This is a genomic window from Streptomyces sp. NPDC030893 (genome assembly GCF_055571535.1).
In genome coordinates, this window is sequence record NZ_JBVIFC010000011.1 from 132,144 (window position 1) to 148,369 (window position 16,226).

15 protein-coding genes are annotated in these 16,226 nt (G+C 71.3%); 14 read left to right on the forward strand and 1 reads right to left on the reverse strand.

The genetic code is table 11. The features are described 5' to 3' along the window. The first annotated feature begins 201 nt into the window (after positions 1-201). From ACZ434_RS21370 to nusB, 12 genes are all read left to right on the forward strand, one after another. Complete coding sequence (locus ACZ434_RS21370) at positions 202-654, forward strand: DUF948 domain-containing protein (RefSeq protein WP_468458088.1); 453 nt, start codon at positions 202-204, stop codon at positions 652-654. A 7-nt stretch (positions 655-661) separates the two neighbouring features. Next, positions 662-1,033: a hypothetical protein gene (locus ACZ434_RS21375; protein ID WP_468458090.1), complete on the forward strand. Its 372-nt coding sequence runs from the start codon at positions 662-664 to the stop codon at positions 1,031-1,033. Next, positions 1,033-3,702 carry an alanine--tRNA ligase gene (alaS, locus tag ACZ434_RS21380; protein WP_468458091.1) on the forward strand — a complete coding sequence of 890 codons (2,670 nt, stop codon included), beginning with the start codon at positions 1,033-1,035 and terminating at the stop codon, positions 3,700-3,702. The genes ACZ434_RS21375 and alaS overlap by 1 nt, the downstream gene beginning before the upstream one ends. A gap of 35 nt (positions 3,703-3,737) precedes the next feature. Beyond that, positions 3,738-4,202: a Holliday junction resolvase RuvX gene (ruvX, locus tag ACZ434_RS21385; RefSeq protein ID WP_468458282.1), complete on the forward strand. Its 465-nt coding sequence runs from the start codon at positions 3,738-3,740 to the stop codon at positions 4,200-4,202. Between the two features lie 128 nt (positions 4,203-4,330). Next, entirely contained in the window at positions 4,331-6,019 is a 1,689-nt protein-coding gene (mltG, locus tag ACZ434_RS21390) for an endolytic transglycosylase MltG (RefSeq protein ID WP_468458092.1), read from the forward strand. Then, a complete protein-coding gene (locus tag ACZ434_RS21395) occupies positions 6,016-6,843 on the forward strand; it encodes a shikimate dehydrogenase (RefSeq protein WP_468458093.1) in 828 nt (275 codons plus the stop codon). Before mltG ends, ACZ434_RS21395 begins: the two co-directional genes overlap by 4 nt. Before the next feature lie 174 nt (positions 6,844-7,017). After that, positions 7,018-8,202, forward strand: coding sequence for a chorismate synthase (aroC, locus tag ACZ434_RS21400; protein WP_468458095.1), 1,185 nt, complete (start codon positions 7,018-7,020; stop codon positions 8,200-8,202). Continuing rightward, the gene (gene aroB, locus ACZ434_RS21405; RefSeq protein WP_468458097.1) at positions 8,199-9,842 is read left to right on the forward strand and encodes a 3-dehydroquinate synthase; all 1,644 of its coding nucleotides are present in this window, start codon (positions 8,199-8,201) and stop codon (positions 9,840-9,842) included. Before aroC ends, aroB begins: the two co-directional genes overlap by 4 nt. Before the next feature lie 125 nt (positions 9,843-9,967). Then, complete coding sequence (locus ACZ434_RS21410) at positions 9,968-10,804, forward strand: Pro-rich N-terminal domain-containing protein (protein ID WP_468458099.1); 837 nt, start codon at positions 9,968-9,970, stop codon at positions 10,802-10,804. 620 nt (positions 10,805-11,424) lie between these two features. Continuing rightward, complete coding sequence (locus ACZ434_RS21415; protein ID WP_468458101.1) at positions 11,425-12,534, forward strand: aminopeptidase P family protein; 1,110 nt, start codon at positions 11,425-11,427, stop codon at positions 12,532-12,534. Between the two features lie 70 nt (positions 12,535-12,604). Then, positions 12,605-13,171 (forward strand): elongation factor P, encoded by a 567-nt coding sequence (efp, locus tag ACZ434_RS21420; protein WP_468458103.1) that lies wholly within the window; start codon positions 12,605-12,607, stop codon positions 13,169-13,171. Positions 13,172-13,173: 2 nt separating this feature from the next. Further along, complete coding sequence (nusB, locus tag ACZ434_RS21425; RefSeq protein ID WP_149552439.1) at positions 13,174-13,602, forward strand: transcription antitermination factor NusB; 429 nt, start codon at positions 13,174-13,176, stop codon at positions 13,600-13,602. A 191-nt stretch (positions 13,603-13,793) separates the two neighbouring features. Here the strand turns inward: nusB and bldD are convergent, their stop codons facing one another. Then, complete coding sequence (gene bldD / locus ACZ434_RS21430; RefSeq protein ID WP_215206102.1) at positions 13,794-14,294, reverse strand: transcriptional regulator BldD; 501 nt, start codon at positions 14,292-14,294, stop codon at positions 13,794-13,796. A gap of 264 nt (positions 14,295-14,558) precedes the next feature. On the opposite strand from bldD, the gene pyrR reads away from it, so the two are divergent. Beyond that, positions 14,559-15,143 carry a bifunctional pyr operon transcriptional regulator/uracil phosphoribosyltransferase PyrR gene (pyrR, locus tag ACZ434_RS21435; RefSeq protein WP_468458106.1) on the forward strand — a complete coding sequence of 195 codons (585 nt, stop codon included), beginning with the start codon at positions 14,559-14,561 and terminating at the stop codon, positions 15,141-15,143. Positions 15,144-15,245: 102 nt separating this feature from the next. After that, positions 15,246-16,226: an aspartate carbamoyltransferase catalytic subunit gene (locus tag ACZ434_RS21440; RefSeq protein WP_468458108.1), complete on the forward strand. Its 981-nt coding sequence runs from the start codon at positions 15,246-15,248 to the stop codon at positions 16,224-16,226.

A 16,226-nucleotide genomic window follows, 5' to 3' on the forward strand; every position in this document is an offset into this window, starting at 1 on the left:
CCAGCAGGCACGCGGTATCCAGAGCCCGCCGTCTCGCCGCCCCTGTGGGCGGACGAGGCGGCGGGCTCGTCTTCGCCGGTACCGCCTCCCGGCGAGGAATCCGCCGGTGGCGCACGGTAATCCGGTACGGAGCGGCGTCACCGGCGCGATAGGCTCGGGGACGCGACTTTCTCGATGTTCAGGCGCGTTTCAAGGGAGCGGGTGCACACAGTGTCCGGTGGCGAGGTGGCCGGAATCCTGGTGGCCGTGTTCTGGGCGATCCTGGTCTCCTTCCTCGCCGTCGCGCTGGCGAGGCTGGCCCAGACGCTCCGGGCGACCACCAGACTCGTGGCGGAGGTGACCGATCAGGCGGTCCCGCTGCTGGCGGACGCCTCCACGGCGGTGCGGTCCGCGCAGACCCAGATCGAGCGGGTCGACGCGATCGCCTCCGACGTCCAGGAGGTCACCTCCAACGCCTCGGCGCTGTCGACCACCGTGGCCTCCACCTTCGGCGGCCCCCTGGTCAAGGTCGCCGCCTTCGGCTACGGAGTGCGCCGGGCCGTCAGCGGCCGCAAGGACGACGCCCAGGCCAAGGAGCCGAGGCGTTCCGTGATCGTGGGCCGCACCGTCCCGGGCGCGCGGCGGGAGAAGCGGACCCGGGGAAAGAGGGACTGACCCAGCGATGTTCCGCCGAACGTTCTGGTTCACCACCGGCGTCGCCGCCGGAGTGTGGGCCACCACCAAGGTCAACCGCAAGATCAAGCAGCTGACGCCCGAGCACCTCGCCGTCACCGCGGCGAACAAGGCCGTGGAAGCCGGCGGCCGGCTCAGGGACCGCGCCGTGGACTTCGCCCTCGAGGTCCGCGACAACATGGCCCGGCGCGAAGCCGAACTGGGCGAAGCGCTCGGGCTCGACGCCGGCGTCGACCGCGAACTCCCCGCCCCCCGGGGCTACGCCGTCATCGAGAACCGCAACAGCCCCAAGTACGTCGAGGGCCCGGCGCACAAGTCGACGTACCCGACGTACCCGTACAACCGGAATGAGGACCACTGATGGAGTCGGCCGAGATCCGCCGCCGCTGGCTGAGCTTCTTCGAGGAGCGCGGGCACACCGTCGTCCCTTCGGCGTCGCTCATCGCGGACGACCCGACTCTGCTGCTCGTCCCGGCCGGCATGGTGCCCTTCAAGCCCTACTTCCTGGGCGAGGTCAAGCCGCCCTTCGCCCGCGCCACCAGCGTGCAGAAGTGCGTGCGCACCCCCGACATCGAAGAGGTCGGCAAGACCACCCGCCACGGCACGTTCTTCCAGATGTGCGGCAACTTCTCCTTCGGCGACTACTTCAAGGAAGGCGCCGCCCAGCTCGCCTGGGAACTGCTCACCACCCCCCAGGACAAGGGCGGCTACGGACTCGACCCCGAGCGCCTGTGGATCACCGTCTACGAGGAGGACGACGAGGCCGAGCGCATCTGGCGCGAGGTCGTCGGCGTGCCCGAGGAGCGCATCCAGCGCCTGGGCAAGAAGGACAACTACTGGGACATGGGCGTCCCCGGCCCCTGCGGCCCCTGCTCCGAGATCAACTACGACCGCGGCCCCGAGTTCGGCGTCGAGGGCGGCCCCGCCGTCAACGACGAGCGGTACGTGGAGATCTGGAACCTCGTCTTCATGCAGTACGAGCGGGGCGAGGGCACGGGCAAGGACTACCCGATCCTCGGCGACCTGCCGAGCAAGAACATCGACACCGGCCTCGGTCTCGAGCGGCTCGCCATGATCCTGCAGGGCGTGCAGAACCTGTACGAGATCGACACCTCCATGGCCGTGATCGACAAGGCCACCGAGCTGACCGGCGTCCGCTACGGCGACGCCCCGGCCTCGGACGTCTCCCTGCGCGTGGTCACCGACCACATGCGCACCTCGGTCATGCTCATCGGCGACGGCGTCACCCCGGGCAACGAGGGCCGCGGCTACGTGCTGCGCCGCATCATGAGGCGCGCCATCCGCAACATGCGCCTGCTCGGCGCCACCGGCCCGGTCGTCAAGGACCTGGTCGACGTCGTCATCGGCATGATGGGGCAGCAGTACCCCGAGCTGGTCACCGACCGCGAGCGGATCGAGAAGGTCGCCCTCGCCGAGGAGAACGCCTTCCTCAAGACGCTGAAGGCCGGCACCAACATCCTCGACACCGCGGTCAGCGACACCAAGGCCGCCGGAGGCACCGTCCTCGCCGGCGACAAGGCCTTCCTGCTCCACGACACCTGGGGCTTCCCGATCGACCTCACCCTGGAGATGGCCGCCGAGCAGGGCCTCTCCGTGGACGAGGAGGGCTTCCGCCGCCTGATGAAGGAGCAGCGGGAGCGCGCCAAGGCCGACGCCCGGTCCAAGAAGACCGGCCACGCCGACCTCGGCGCCTACCGTGAGATCGCCGACCGCGCCGGGGCCACCGACTTCATCGGCTACACCGACACCGAGGGCGAGTCGACGGTCGTCGGCATCCTCGTCGACGGCGTCTCCTCGCCGGCCGCCACCGAGGGCGACGAGGTCGAGATCGTCCTCGACCGCACCCCGTTCTACGCCGAGGGCGGCGGCCAGATCGGCGACACCGGCCGCATCAGGGCCGACTCCGGTGCCGTCATCGAGATCCGCGACTGCCAGAAGCCGGTCCCGGGCGTGTACGTCCACAAGGGCGTCGTCCAGGTCGGCGAGGTCACCGTCGGCGCCAAGGCCCATGCCTCCATCGACGGCCGCCGCCGTACGGCCATCGCCCGCGCCCACTCGGCCACCCACCTCACCCACCAGGCGCTGCGCGACGCCCTCGGCCCGACGGCCGCCCAGGCCGGTTCGGAGAACCAGCCCGGCCGCTTCCGCTTCGACTTCGGCTCCCCGTCCGCGGTACCGACGGCCGTGATGACCGACGTCGAGCAGAAGATCAACGAGGTGCTCGCCCGCGACCTCGACGTGCGCGCCGACGTCATGGGCATCGACGAGGCCAAGAAGCAGGGCGCCATCGCCGAGTTCGGCGAGAAGTACGGCGAGCGCGTCCGCGTGGTCACCATCGGCGACTTCTCCAAGGAGCTGTGCGGCGGCACCCATGTGCACAACACCGCCCAGCTCGGCCTGGTGAAGCTGCTCGGCGAGTCCTCCATCGGTTCCGGTGTGCGCCGTATCGAGGCCCTGGTCGGCGTGGACGCCTACAACTTCCTGGCCCGCGAGCACACGGTCGTCGCCCAGCTCCAGGAGCTGATCAAGGGCCGTCCGGAGGAGCTGCCGGAGAAGGTCTCCGCCATGCTCGGCAAGCTCAAGGACGCCGAGAAGGAGATCGAGAAGTTCCGCGCCGAGAAGGTGCTCCAGGCCGCCGCCGGTCTCGCCGGGTCGGCCAAGGACATCAGGGGCATCGCCGTCGTCACCGGCCAGGTCCCCGACGGCACCACGCCGGACGACCTGCGCAAGCTGGTCCTCGACGTGCGGGGCCGCATCCAGGGCGGCCGGGCCGCCGTCGTCGCGCTGTTCACCGTGAACAACGGCAAGCCGCTGACGGTCATCGCCACCAACGAGGCCGCCCGCGAGCGCGGCCTCAAGGCCGGTGAGCTGGTCCGCACGGCCGCCAAGACGCTCGGCGGCGGGGGGGGCGGCAAGCCGGACGTCGCCCAGGGCGGCGGCCAGAACCCGGCCGCCGTCGGCGAGGCCGTCGACGCCGTCGAGCGCCTCGTGGCGGACACCGCCAAGTGAACGACCCGGTGAACGAGCAGGCGGACGGCCCGGCGATGCGCCGCGGCCGCCGCCTCGCGATCGACGTCGGGGACGCCCGCATCGGGGTCGCCTCCTGCGACCCCGACGGGATCCTCGCCACACCGGTCGAGACGGTCCCCGGCCGGGACGTCCCGGCCGCCCACCGCAGACTGAGGCAGCTCGTCGAGGAATACGAGCCGATCGAGGTCGTCGTCGGTCTCCCCCGCTCCCTCAAGGGGGGCGAGGGCCCCGCCGCGGCGAAGGTCCGCGCCTTCGCTCGCGAACTGGCCCGCGGGATCGCACCCCTTCCGGTGCGCCTGGTCGACGAGCGCATGACGACGGTCACGGCGAGCCAGGGGCTGCGTGCTTCCGGAGTGAAGTCGAAGAAGGGCCGCTCCGTCATCGACCAGGTGGCCGCTGTGATCATCCTCCAGCAGGCACTGGAATCCGAACGGGTGTCAGGCGAACCACCCGGCGAGGGCGTCGAAGTGGTCATCTGATCGCGATACGGTAACGTTCCGCGCGATGCGGGCGGTGTTCGAACAGCCGGCGCACAGAGAGAGACGGGACGGAAGCCGCGGTCTTCAGGTGGCCGGGGCGACCGCCGCCTCGCGGCTCTAGGGGATCGATGACTGAGTATGGCCGGGGCCGAGGCTCCGAACCGTGGCATCCGGACGACCCGTTGTACGGGGACGGCGGATGGGGAGGACAGCAGGCCCAGCAGGCCCAGCAGTCCCCCTACGGCGGCCAGCCGCAGCACTACCCGCAGCAGCCGCAGCCGCAGTACGGCGACTGGGGCACCGGTGAGCAGTACGGCCAGGGACAGCGGCACGACCAGCACGACTACGGGCAACAGCCGCAGTACCCGCAGTACGACCAGCAGTACGCCGTTCAGCAGCACCAGCCGGAGTACGACCAGAACGGCTGGCCCGTCGGCGCGCACCACCCGCAGGACCCGTACGGCTCCGACCCGACCAACCCGTACGGGCAGCAGGCCGGGGGCTACGGCGCGGACCAGGGCGACTACTACGGCACCCCCGAGGCCTACCCGCCGCCCGAGCCGCCCCAGCGCCGCCGCGCCGCACCGGAACCCGAACCTGAGCCGGAGCCCGACTGGGACCCTGGCCCCGACCAGGGAGAACACGCCTTCTTCGCGGGCGGCGACGACGATGACGGCCGCGACGGCGAACCGGCCGACCGGCGCGGACGCGGCGAGCGCCGCGGCGGCAAGGAGAAGAAGCGGCGCAGCGGCCTGGCCTGCCTCGTGGTGGTCGCGGTCTTCGGCGGCGGCCTGGCCGGCGTCGGCTACTTCGGCTACCAGTTCTACCAGGATCGTTTCGGCAGCGCCCCGGACTTCGCGGGGTCCGGCAACGGCGAGCAGGTGACCGTCACGATCCCCAAGGGTTCCGGCGGCTACGCCATCGGCCAGGAGCTCAAGAAACAGGGCGTCGTCAAGAGCGTCGACGCGTTCGTCGCGGCCCAGGCCTCCAACCCCCAGGGCACCACCATCCAGGACGGCGTGTACACGCTGCAGAAGGAGATGTCGGCCGCCAGCGCGGTCGAGCTGATGCTCAGCCCGAAGAGCCGCAACAACCTGATCATCGCCGAGGGCAAGCGCAACGCCGACATCTACAAGCTCATCGACACCCGGCTCGGGGTGGAGGCGGGCACCACGGCGCAGGTGGCCAAGGAGGACTGGGAGAAGCTCGGTCTGCCCGAGTGGGCCCAGAACCACAAGAACGTCAAGGACCCGCTGGAAGGATTCCTCTTCCCCTCCAGCTACGGCGTGTCCAAGGGCCAGAAGCCCGAGGACGTCCTCAAACGCATGGTCGCGCGGGCCACCGAGGTCTACGACAAGCTGGGCGTCGCGGAGAAGGCCGAGGGGCTCGGGCTGAAGAACCCGTGGCAGCTGGTCACCGTCGCCAGCCTCGTCCAGGCCGAGGGCACCAGTCACAGCGACTTCCGCAAGATGGCCGAGGTCATCTACAACCGCCTGCAACCCGGCAACACCGAGACCAACGGCATGCTGGAGTTCGACTCCACGTACAACTACATCAAGAACCAGAGCAAGATCGACCTGACCCTCGAGGAACTCAGGAACTACGACAACCCGTACAACACGTACTTCTACAAGGACCTGCCGCCCGGTCCGATCAGCAACCCCGGCGAGGACGCCGTCAAGGGAGCCCTCGCACCGACGGACGAAGGCTGGTACTACTTCATCTCCCTCGACGGGAAGACCAGCGAGTTCACCAAGACCAACGCCGAACACGCGGAGCTGGTCAAGGAATTCAACGCATCGAGGAAGAACGGATGACCGGATCCCGCCGCGCCGCCGTACTCGGCTCCCCGATCGCCCACTCCCTCTCCCCGGTGCTGCACCGGGCCGCGTACGCGGAACTCGGCCTGGAGGGATGGACGTACGAGCGCTTCGAGGTGGACGAGCCCGCGCTGCCGGGGTTCTTCGAGACGCTGGGACCGGAGTGGGCCGGGCTGTCCCTGACCATGCCGCTGAAGCGGGCGGTCGTCCCGCTGCTCGACGAGGTCAGCGAGACGGCGGCCTCCGTGGACGCCGTGAACACCGTCGTCCTCCACGAGGACGGCCGCAGGACCGGTGACAACACCGACATCCCCGGCATGGTCGCCGCCCTGCGCGAGCACGGCATCGACACGGTCGAGACCGCCGCCGTGCTCGGCGCCGGCGCCACCGCCTCCTCCGCCCTCGCCGCCCTCGCGCGGATCTGCACGGGCGAGATCACCGTTCACGTCCGGAGCGAGGCCCGCGCCGCGGAGATGCGCCAGTGGGCCGAGCGGCTCGGCGTCCCGGTGCGCATCGCCGACTGGGACGACGCCGAGCAGGCCCTGCACGCACCGCTGGTCGTCAGCACCACCCCGGCCGGTGCCACGGACGTGCTGGCCCGGGCCGTCCCGGAACGCCCGACGGCCCTCTTCGACGTCCTCTACGACCCGTGGCCGACGGTCCTCGCCGCTCGCTGGTCCGCGTACGGGGGTGCCGTGATCAGCGGGCTCGACCTGCTGGTGCACCAGGCGGTGCTGCAGGTGGAGCAGATGACGGGACGCTCGCCGGCCCCGCTGGAGGCCATGCGCAAAGCGGGAGAACAGGCTCTCGCCGCCCGGTAGCCCCCGGCCGGGGATCCCTCCGTCCGTCTGATGGACCGGCGGCCGGTTCCCCCGCCCGGACGTGGGAGGATCGGGGACGGCGGACCGGGGCCGCGCACCCCCGTCACGCCACAGCGATACGCGAACGGACGCGTACGCAGGGCATACCGGGGCGCGAAGCACGGAGGAGCACCGTTGAGCAGGTTGCGCTGGCTGACCGCGGGGGAGTCCCACGGTCCCGCACTCGTCGCGACGCTGGAGGGACTTCCCGCCGGCGTGCCGATCACCACGGAGATGGTGGCGGACCACCTCGCGAGGCGGCGGCTGGGCTACGGTCGCGGTGCCCGGATGAAGTTCGAGCGCGACGAGGTCACCTTCCTCGGCGGCGTACGGCACGGTCTGACCCTCGGCTCCCCGGTCGCGGTCATGGTGGGCAACACCGAATGGCCCAAGTGGGAGCAGGTCATGGCGGCCGACCCGGTCGACCCCGACGTCCTGGCCGGCCTGGCGCGCAACGCCCCGCTGACCCGCCCCCGCCCCGGCCACGCCGACCTCGCCGGCATGCAGAAGTACGGCTTCGACGAGGCCCGCCCGATCCTGGAGCGCGCCTCCGCCCGTGAGACCGCCGCCCGCGTGGCGCTGGGCGCGGTGGCCCGCTCCTACCTGAAGGAGACGGCCGGCGTCGAGATCGTCAGCCATGTCGTGGAACTGGCCTCCGCCAAGGCCCCGCACGGCGTGTACCCCACCCCGGCCGATGTCGAGAGGCTGGACGCCGACCCGGTGCGCTGCCTGGACGAGGCCGCCTCGAAGGCGATGGTCGCGGAGATCGACCAGGCCCACAAGGACGGCGACACCCTCGGCGGAGTGGTGGAGATCCTCGCCTACGGCGTCCCCGTGGGCCTCGGCTCGCACGTCCACTGGGACCGCAAGCTGGACGCCCGCCTCGCCGGCGCCCTCATGGGCATCCAGGCGATCAAGGGCGTCGAGATCGGCGACGGCTTCGAGCTCGCCCGGGTGCCGGGTTCGAAGGCGCACGACGAGATCGTGAGCACCCCCGACGGCATCCGGCGCGTCTCCGGCCGCTCCGGCGGTACCGAGGGCGGCCTCACCACGGGTGAGCTGCTGCGGGTGCGGGCGGCGATGAAGCCGATCGCGACCGTGCCGCGTGCCCTGCAGACCGTGGACGTCACCACCGGGGAAGCCGCCCAGGCCCACCACCAGCGGTCCGACGTCTCCGCCGTACCGGCCGCCGGTATCGTCGCCGAGGCGATGGTGGCCCTGGTCCTCGCGGACGCGGTCGCGGAGAAGTTCGGCGGCGACAGCGTCACCGAGACCCGCCGCAACGTGACGTCGTACCTCGACCACCTGGCCATCCGATGACCCCGCGGATCGTGCTGGTCGGCCCGATGGGCGTGGGCAAGTCCACCGTCGGCCGCCTGCTGGCCGAGCGACTGGGCGCCGGCTTCCGCGACACCGACGACGACATCGTCACCGCCGAGAACAGGACGATCGCCGACATCTTCGTCGACGACGGAGAAGCGGCCTTCCGCGCCATCGAGAAGCGCGCCGTGCGCACGGCGCTCACCGGGCACGACGGGGTCCTGGCCCTGGGCGGCGGGGCCGTCCTGGACGCGGACACCCGCACACTGCTGGCCGCCCAACGGGTCGTCTACCTGTCGATGGACGTCGAGGAGGCGGTCAGGCGCACCGGCCTGGGCGCCGCGCGCCCCCTGCTCGCGGTCAACCCGCGCAAGCAGTGGCGCGAGCTGATGGAGGCCCGCCGGCACCTGTACGAGGAGGTCGCCACGGCCGTCGTGCCCACGGACGGCCGTACCGCCGAAGAGGTCGCCGAGGCCGCCCTGGACGCACTGGAGCTGAAGACCGCATTCCCCGGGGAACAGCCCCCGGACCCCCGGCCGGAGGACGCTGTGGCAGAGAACGTGACAAGGATCCGCGTCGGCGGCACGGCGGGCACCGACCCGTACGAGGTCCTGGTGGGCCGTCAGCTCCTGGGTGAACTCGGCGGGTTGGTCGGCACCCGCGCCAAGCGGGTCGCGGTCGTGCACCCCGAGGCGCTCGCCGAGACCGGCGACGCGCTCCGCGCGGACCTCGCCGACCAGGGCTACGAGGCGATCGCCATCCAGGTGCCCAACGCGGAGGAGGCCAAGACCGCCGAGGTCGCCGCCTACTGCTGGAAGGCGCTCGGCCAGTCCGGTTTCACCCGCACCGACGTCATCGTCGGCGTCGGCGGCGGCGCCACCACCGACCTGGCCGGCTTCGTGGCGGCGACCTGGCTGCGCGGTGTCCGCTGGATCGCCGTCCCCACCACGGTCCTCGCCATGGTGGACGCGGCCGTCGGCGGCAAGACCGGCATCAACACCGCCGAGGGCAAGAACCTCGTCGGCGCCTTCCATCCGCCGGCCGGAGTCCTGTGCGACCTGGCCGCACTGGACTCCCTCCCGGTCAACGACTACGTGTCCGGACTCGCCGAGGTGATCAAGGCCGGTTTCATCGCCGACCCGGCGATCCTCGACCTCATCGAGTCCGACCCCGAGGCCGCCCGCACCCCCGCCGGTCCGCACACCGCGGAACTGATCGAACGCTCGATCCGGGTCAAGGCCGACGTGGTCTCGTCCGACCTCAAGGAATCGGGCCTGCGCGAGATCCTCAACTACGGCCACACCCTCGGCCACGCCATCGAGAAGAACGAGCGCTACAAGTGGCGCCACGGCGCCGCCGTCTCCGTGGGCATGCACTTCGCCGCCGAACTGGGCCGCCTCGCGGGCCGCCTGGACGACGCCACCGCGGACCGCCACCGTACGATCCTCGAATCGGTCGGCCTGCCGCTGCACTACCGCTACGACCAGTGGCCCAAGCTGCTGGAGAACATGAAGGTCGACAAGAAGTCACGCGGCGACATGCTGCGCTTCATCGTCCTCGACGGTCTCGCCAAGCCCACGGTGTTCGAAGGCCCCGACCCGGCCGTCCTGCTCGCCGCGTACGGCGAGGTGGGCGAGTAGCACGGGCACTCATCACCGCCCCCGGCCGTTCACACAACGACGGCAGGGGGCGGTACCGTTCGGTAGCACGCGGGACACCCCCGCTGTCAGCGCCCCATTGCCTGTACGAGACGGAGTGGCACCGGATGCAGCACGCAGTGGGGTCTCCGCTGCCGCCGCCCCACCAGCCGGGGCACGGACCGGCAGCCGGCTGGTCACCGGCCGCACATCACCCGGGCCGGCCCCCGGGACCCGCCCCCGTGCCCCCCGCGGCACCGGGCTACCCGGCGCCCGGGCCCCCCGCGGGTCCGCAGCACGCCTCGATGCCCCCGCCGCCCGACACCACCGGCCACGTGCCCCTGCCGCCCGGCGGCCCGGTCGCCATGCCCAGCCCTCCGCAGGCCCCCGCGGCACCGGACCCGGCCGGGACGATCATCGCGGTGCTGCTCATAGGCCCCGCGGGCGCCGGCAAGACGAGCGTCGCCAAGCACTGGGCGGACCACCGCCGGGTGCCGACGGCCCACATCAGCCTCGACGACGTACGCGAATGGGTCCGCTCCGGCTTCGCCGACCCGCAGTCCGGGTGGAACGACCACTCCGAGGCCCAGTACCGCCTGGCCCGCCGCACCTGCGGCTTCGCCGCCCGCAATTTCCTCGCCAACGGCATCTCCTGCATCCTCGACGACGCCGTCTTCCCCGACCGCCCGGTGGTCGGCCTCGGCGGCTGGAAGCGGCACGTCGGCCCCGGCCTGCTGCCGGTCGTCCTCCTCCCCGGCCTGGACATCGTCCTGGAACGCAATGCGGAGCGCTCGGGCAATCGGCGTCTGAGCGATGAGGAAGTGGCCCGTATCCACGGCCGGATGGCCGGCTGGTACGGCTCGGGTCTGCCCATCATCGACAACTCCCAGCTGGACATACCCGAAACGGCCCGCATCCTGGACGACGTCCTGGCCCGCGCGATAGCGAGCCCACCGCAGTGGTGAACGCGGGGCCTTTGCCAGCCGGGGTATGACTGCTCGCGCCCGTCGGTGGCGCCCGGATGGGGTGTCGCGTGCCCGCGCTAACGGGGCGCCGCCGCGCCCACCCGTGCCGCCCCAGCGGCACGACTGCCCGCAACGACGCGGCAGGTGTGCCCGCCGGCGGCGTGGGGCGTATGTCTGCGGCGGGCGGTGCGGCGGTGCTGGGCGTGTGTCTGTGGTGGTGCGGCGTGTCTGCCCGCGACGCCGCGGCACGGTTGCCTGTGGCGGCGTGGGGCGACTGTCCGTGGCTGCGTCGGATGTTTGCCGGTGGCCGGGACGGGCCGCAGGCGCCGACGGACCGGAGTGGGGTGTGGGGGTGCGGCGGAGCCCGCCGCTTAGCTGGTCCCGACGCCGGTCCACCGTGGCAGCACGCTACGGGCCCGATTGCGGCGGGCTCGCCGCACCCCCACACCCCCGACCCCACGACGCACCACACGCGCCCCACCGCAACCCCACCACCAGCACCCCCACCCCGCCCCACCTCGACCCACCCCACCCCACCTCGACCCACCCCACCCCACCCCACACCCCCACTCGGCCCCGCTCGACCGGCGACATCCAGCCACCCCTCCTACGCTCGAAGAATGTCAGAGGTCTACGCGATCCGCCGGGCGCGGCTACGGGAATGCTGCAACGCGGTCGGCAGCGCGGCGGCGCTGGTCTCCCGCCCCGCCAACGTGCGCTACCTCGCCGGCGCCGCCCCCGACGGCGCCGTCCTGCTGCTCGGCAGGACCGAGGACGTCCTGGTGTGCGCGGACCCGCCCGACGACCGCTCCCCGCAGACCCGCCCCCCCGACGACTCCCTACGCCTGCACGTGGTGAACGGCATCGGCGGCGACCTCGCCGTGGCCGCCGCCGGCCTCGCCGTCGCCCAGGGCGTCGACTCCCTCGCCGTCGAGGAGCACCATCTCACCGTCACCCGGCACCGCGAGATCCACTCCGCCGCCCCGAAACTCCGCCTCGCGGGCATCGCCGGCGCCGTGGAACAGCTCCGCGTCGTCAAGGACGAGGAGGAGATCTCCTGCCTCCGCATCGGCGCGGAGATCACCGACCAGGCCCTGGGCGAACTCCTGGAGTCCATCCTGGTGGGCCGCACGGAACGCCACCTCGCCCTCGAACTGGAGCGGCGCCTCGTCGACCACGGCGCCGACGGCCCCGCCTTCCCCACCTCCGTCGCCACCGGCCCGAACGCCGGCCGCCCAGGCCACCGTCCCACTGACCGCCGCGTCGAGGAGGGCGACTTCCTCTCCGTCTGCCTCGGCGCCACCTACCGCGGCTACCGCTGCGAGATCGGCCGGACGTTCGTCATCGGCACGGCCCCCGCGGACTGGCAGATCGAGCTGTACGACCTCGTCTTCTCGGCCCAGCGCGCCGGCCGGGAGTCCCTCGTACCGGGCGCCGCCTGCCGTGACGTGGACCGCGCGGCGCGCCACGTCCTGGACTCCGCCGGGTACGCCGAGGCACTCCCCGCGCTCACCGGTCACGGCGTGGGACTCGAAATCGACGAGGACCCTCAATTGACCCCTGCGGCCATGGGTAAACTGGACGCTTGCGTGCCGGTGACCGTCGAACCGGGGGTTCACCTCCCCGGCCGCGGCGGAGTCCGGATCGATGACACGCTCGTCGTGCGCCCCGAGGCGGACGGCGGACCCGAGCTACTCACCATCACGACCAAGGAGCTGCTCGCGCTCTAGCCCCGCGCTGTGCGCCTGCCCCCGCCCCGGCCGTCGTCCACGTCAGTCCAGTCCAGGAGATTCCTCAACCGTGGCTTCCACGAACGACCTCAAGAACGGCATGGTGCTCAAGCTCGAAGGCGGCCAGCTCTGGTCAGTCGTCGAGTTCCAGCACGTCAAGCCCGGCAAGGGCCCGGCCTTCGTGCGCACCAAGCTGAAGAACGTGCTGTCCGGCAAGACCGTCGACAAGACCTTCAACGCCGGCGTCAAGGTCGAAACGGCCACCGTCGACAAGCGCGACATGCAGTTCTCCTACATGGACGGCGACTACTTCGTCTTCATGGACATGGAGACCTACGACCAGCTGCACATCGACCGCAAGGTGGTCGGCGACGCCGCCCACTTCCTCGTCGAGGGCTTCGAGGCCACCGTCGCGCAGCACGAGGGCGAGGTGCTCTTCGTCGAGCTGCCCGCCGCCGTCGAGCTGACCATCCAGGAGACCGAGCCGGGCGTGCAGGGCGACCGTTCCACCGGCGGCACCAAGCCGGCCGTGCTCGAGACCGGTCACCAGATCCAGGTCCCCCTCTTCATCACCACCGGTGAGAAGATCAAGGTCGACACCCGCACGAGCGACTACCTCGGCCGGGTGAACAGCTAACCGTGGCTGCCCGCAACACGGCCCGCAAGCGCGCCTTCCAGATCCTCTTCGAGGGCGACCAGCGCGGCACCGAGGTCCTGACGGTCCTCGCCGACTGGATCCGGCATTCCCGGACCGACACGCGGCAGCCGCCGGTGAGCGAGTACACGATGCAGCTCGTCGAGGGCTACGCGGAACACGCGAAGCGCATCGACGAACTGATCGCGCAGTACTCGGTCGGCTGGACCCTGGACCGGATGCCGGTCGTCGACCGCAGCATCCTGCGGCTCGGCGCGTACGAGCTGATCTGGGTGGACGAGACCCCGGACGCGGTGGTCCTCGACGAGATGGTGCAGTTGGCGAAGGAGTTCTCGACGGACGAGTCGCCCTCGTTCGTGAACGGCCTGCTCGGCCGGCTCAAGGAACTCAAGCCGTCGCTGCGCCGCGAGTAGCCGCGAGAATCAGCGAAGAACCCGCGAGAAGCCGCGGAAACCCGCAAGAAGCCGCGGAAACCCGCGAGGAGCCGCGAAGAACCGCGAGAAGCCGCGAAGAACCGCGAGAAGCAGCAAAAACCGCCGGGGTGGCCGAAACCGACTAGGTTCCGGCCACCCCGGCGGCACGTTTCTGCGCACCCCGCGGAGCGTTACTCGTCGTGCGAGGCCACCGCACGCCGCGCGTCCGCGTCCAGGACGCCCCAGCTGATCAGCTGCTCGGTGAGGACCGAGGGGGACTGGTCGTAGATGACGGCGAGGGTGCGCAGGTCGTCCTGGCGGATGGAGAGCACCTTGCCGTTGTAGTCGCCGCGCTGGGACTGGATCGTCGCCGCGTAGCGCTGCAGCGGGCCCGCCTTCTCGGCCGGCACCGTGGCCAGCCGCTCCAGGTCCAGGACCAGCTTCGGCGGCGGCTCGGCGGCCCCGCCCGGGGTCGTGCCCGGCAGGAGCTCCTGCACCGGGACGCCGTAGAAGTCCGCCAGCTCCGCGAGGCGCTGCACGGTCACGGCGCGGTCGCCGCGCTCGTACGAACCGACCACGACCGCCTTCCAGCGGCCCTGGGACTTCTCCTCGACACCGTGGAGGGAAAGGCCCTGCTGGGTGCGGATCGCCCGGAGCTTGGCCCCGAGCTGTTTGGCGTATTCGCTGGACATATAGCTCCCCGGCACTGTGTCGACGCGGCTCTGGCTGGTTTCCATGCCGCGCGGCTGGTAACTCACTGTGAGGTTACGCAGCGTTACTCTCGTGCGTCAAGCCGAATGGTCCACACCGACTCTTCCGTGGTAGCGAAGATCGGCTACGCCATTGGGGTGATCGGGGGTGTCGCTCCGCGCGGATCCCGACCTGATAGCCTGAGCGACGCAATCCGACGTCCTTTAACGTCCGTCCCGTGAGGCGGAGAAGGAGGTCCGTTCCCCATGGACAAGCACGACCCGCACAGCCCGCAGCCCGCACACCCCGATGCCAGGCCCGTTCTCGAGGGCCCCGACATCGCGCGGGTGCTGACCCGCATCGCCCACGAGATCGTCGAACGCGCCAAGGGCGCCGACGACGTGGTGCTCCTCGGCATTCCGACCCGGGGCGTCTTCCTCGCCCGGCGGCTCGCCGCCAAGCTCGAGCAGATCACCGAGCGCAAGGTGCCGGTCGGCTCGCTCGACATCACGATGTACCGCGACGACCTGCGCATGCACCCGCCGCGTGCGCTGGCCCGCACCGAGATCCCCGGTGACGGCATCGACGGCCGGCTGGTCGTCCTCGTCGACGACGTGCTCTTCTCCGGCCGCACCATCCGCGCGGCCCTCGACGCGCTGAACGACATCGGGCGCCCCCGCGCGGTGCAGCTCGCCGTCCTCGTCGACCGCGGCCACCGCGAACTGCCCATCCGCGCCGACTACGTCGGCAAGAACCTCCCCACGTCGCTGCGGGAGACGGTCAAGGTGCTGCTCGCCGAGGAAGACGGTCGCGACACCGTACTGCTCGGCGCCAAGCAGACCGCCCCGTAGCACTTCGCGCGCACGCCGGCGGCGTGCGTCGGCCCGGCACGCCCGCGCGCGTACCCGTCTGCCCGATTTCGCCTCATTGAACTGCCTTACGGAGCCTGACAGATGCAGCGTCATCTCATCTCGGCCGCCGACCTCACCCGCGACGACGCCGTCCTCATCCTCGACACCGCCGAGGAGATGGCCCGGGTCGCCGACCGGCCGATCAAGAAACTGCCGACCCTGCGCGGCCGTACCGTGGTCAACCTCTTCTTCGAGGACTCCACCCGCACCCGTATCTCCTTCGAGGCCGCCGAGAAGCGGCTGTCCGCGGACGTCATCAACTTCACCGCCAAGGGCTCCAGCGTCTCCAAGGGCGAGTCGCTGAAGGACACCGCGCAGACCCTGGAGGCCATGGGCGTGGACGCCGTGGTCATCCGCCACGGCGCTTCGGGGGCCCCGTACCGCCTGGCCACCTCCGGCTGGATCGACGCGCACGTCATCAACGCGGGCGACGGCACCCACCAGCACCCCACCCAGGCGCTGCTCGACGCCTTCACCATGCGCCGCCGCCTCGTCGGCCGGGACGCCGGGATCGGGCGGGACCTCTCCGGCCGCCGCATCACCATCGTCGGCGACGTCCTGCACAGCCGGGTCGCCCGCTCCAACGTCGACCTGCTGCACACCCTCGGCGCCGAGGTGACCCTCGTCGCCCCGCCCACCCTGCTCCCGGTCGGCATCGAGACCTGGCCCTGCGAGGTGGCGTACGACCTCGACTCCACGCTCACCAAGTCCGACGCGGTGATGATGCTGCGCGTGCAGCGCGAGCGGATGAACGCCGCGTTCTTCCCCACCGAGCGTGAGTACTCGCGCCGCTACGGCCTCGACGGCGAGCGCATGGCGCGCATGCCGGAGCACGCCGTCGTGATGCACCCCGGCCCCATGGTCCGCGGCATGGAGATCACCGCCGAGGTCGCCGACTCCGACCGCTGCACCGTGATCGAGCAGGTCTCCAACGGGGTCTCCATCCGGATGGCCGTCCTCTACCTGCTGCTGGGCGGCAACGAACCCGCCACGACCCACGCCCGTACCACCGAGGAGAAGTAA

What these genes read in the sequence shown, in the direction of transcription:
- ACZ434_RS21375 (WP_468458090.1), top strand. Translation starts at nt 662, where the DNA reads ATGTTCCGCCGAACGTTCTGGTTCACCACCGGCGTCGCCGCCGGAGTG.
- alaS (WP_468458091.1), top strand. Translation starts at nt 1,033, where the DNA reads ATGGAGTCGGCCGAGATCCGCCGCCGCTGGCTGAGCTTCTTCGAGGAG.
- ruvX (WP_468458282.1), top strand. Translation starts at nt 3,738, where the DNA reads ATGCGCCGCGGCCGCCGCCTCGCGATCGACGTCGGGGACGCCCGCATC.
- mltG (WP_468458092.1), top strand. Translation starts at nt 4,331, where the DNA reads ATGACTGAGTATGGCCGGGGCCGAGGCTCCGAACCGTGGCATCCGGAC.
- ACZ434_RS21395 (WP_468458093.1), top strand. Translation starts at nt 6,016, where the DNA reads ATGACCGGATCCCGCCGCGCCGCCGTACTCGGCTCCCCGATCGCCCAC.
- aroB (WP_468458097.1), top strand. Translation starts at nt 8,199, where the DNA reads ATGACCCCGCGGATCGTGCTGGTCGGCCCGATGGGCGTGGGCAAGTCC.
- ACZ434_RS21410 (WP_468458099.1), top strand. Translation starts at nt 9,968, where the DNA reads ATGCAGCACGCAGTGGGGTCTCCGCTGCCGCCGCCCCACCAGCCGGGG.
- ACZ434_RS21415 (WP_468458101.1), top strand. Translation starts at nt 11,425, where the DNA reads ATGTCAGAGGTCTACGCGATCCGCCGGGCGCGGCTACGGGAATGCTGC.
- bldD (WP_215206102.1), bottom strand. Translation starts at nt 14,294, where the DNA reads ATGTCCAGCGAATACGCCAAACAGCTCGGGGCCAAGCTCCGGGCGATC.
- pyrR (WP_468458106.1), top strand. Translation starts at nt 14,559, where the DNA reads ATGGACAAGCACGACCCGCACAGCCCGCAGCCCGCACACCCCGATGCC.
- ACZ434_RS21440 (WP_468458108.1), top strand. Translation starts at nt 15,246, where the DNA reads ATGCAGCGTCATCTCATCTCGGCCGCCGACCTCACCCGCGACGACGCC.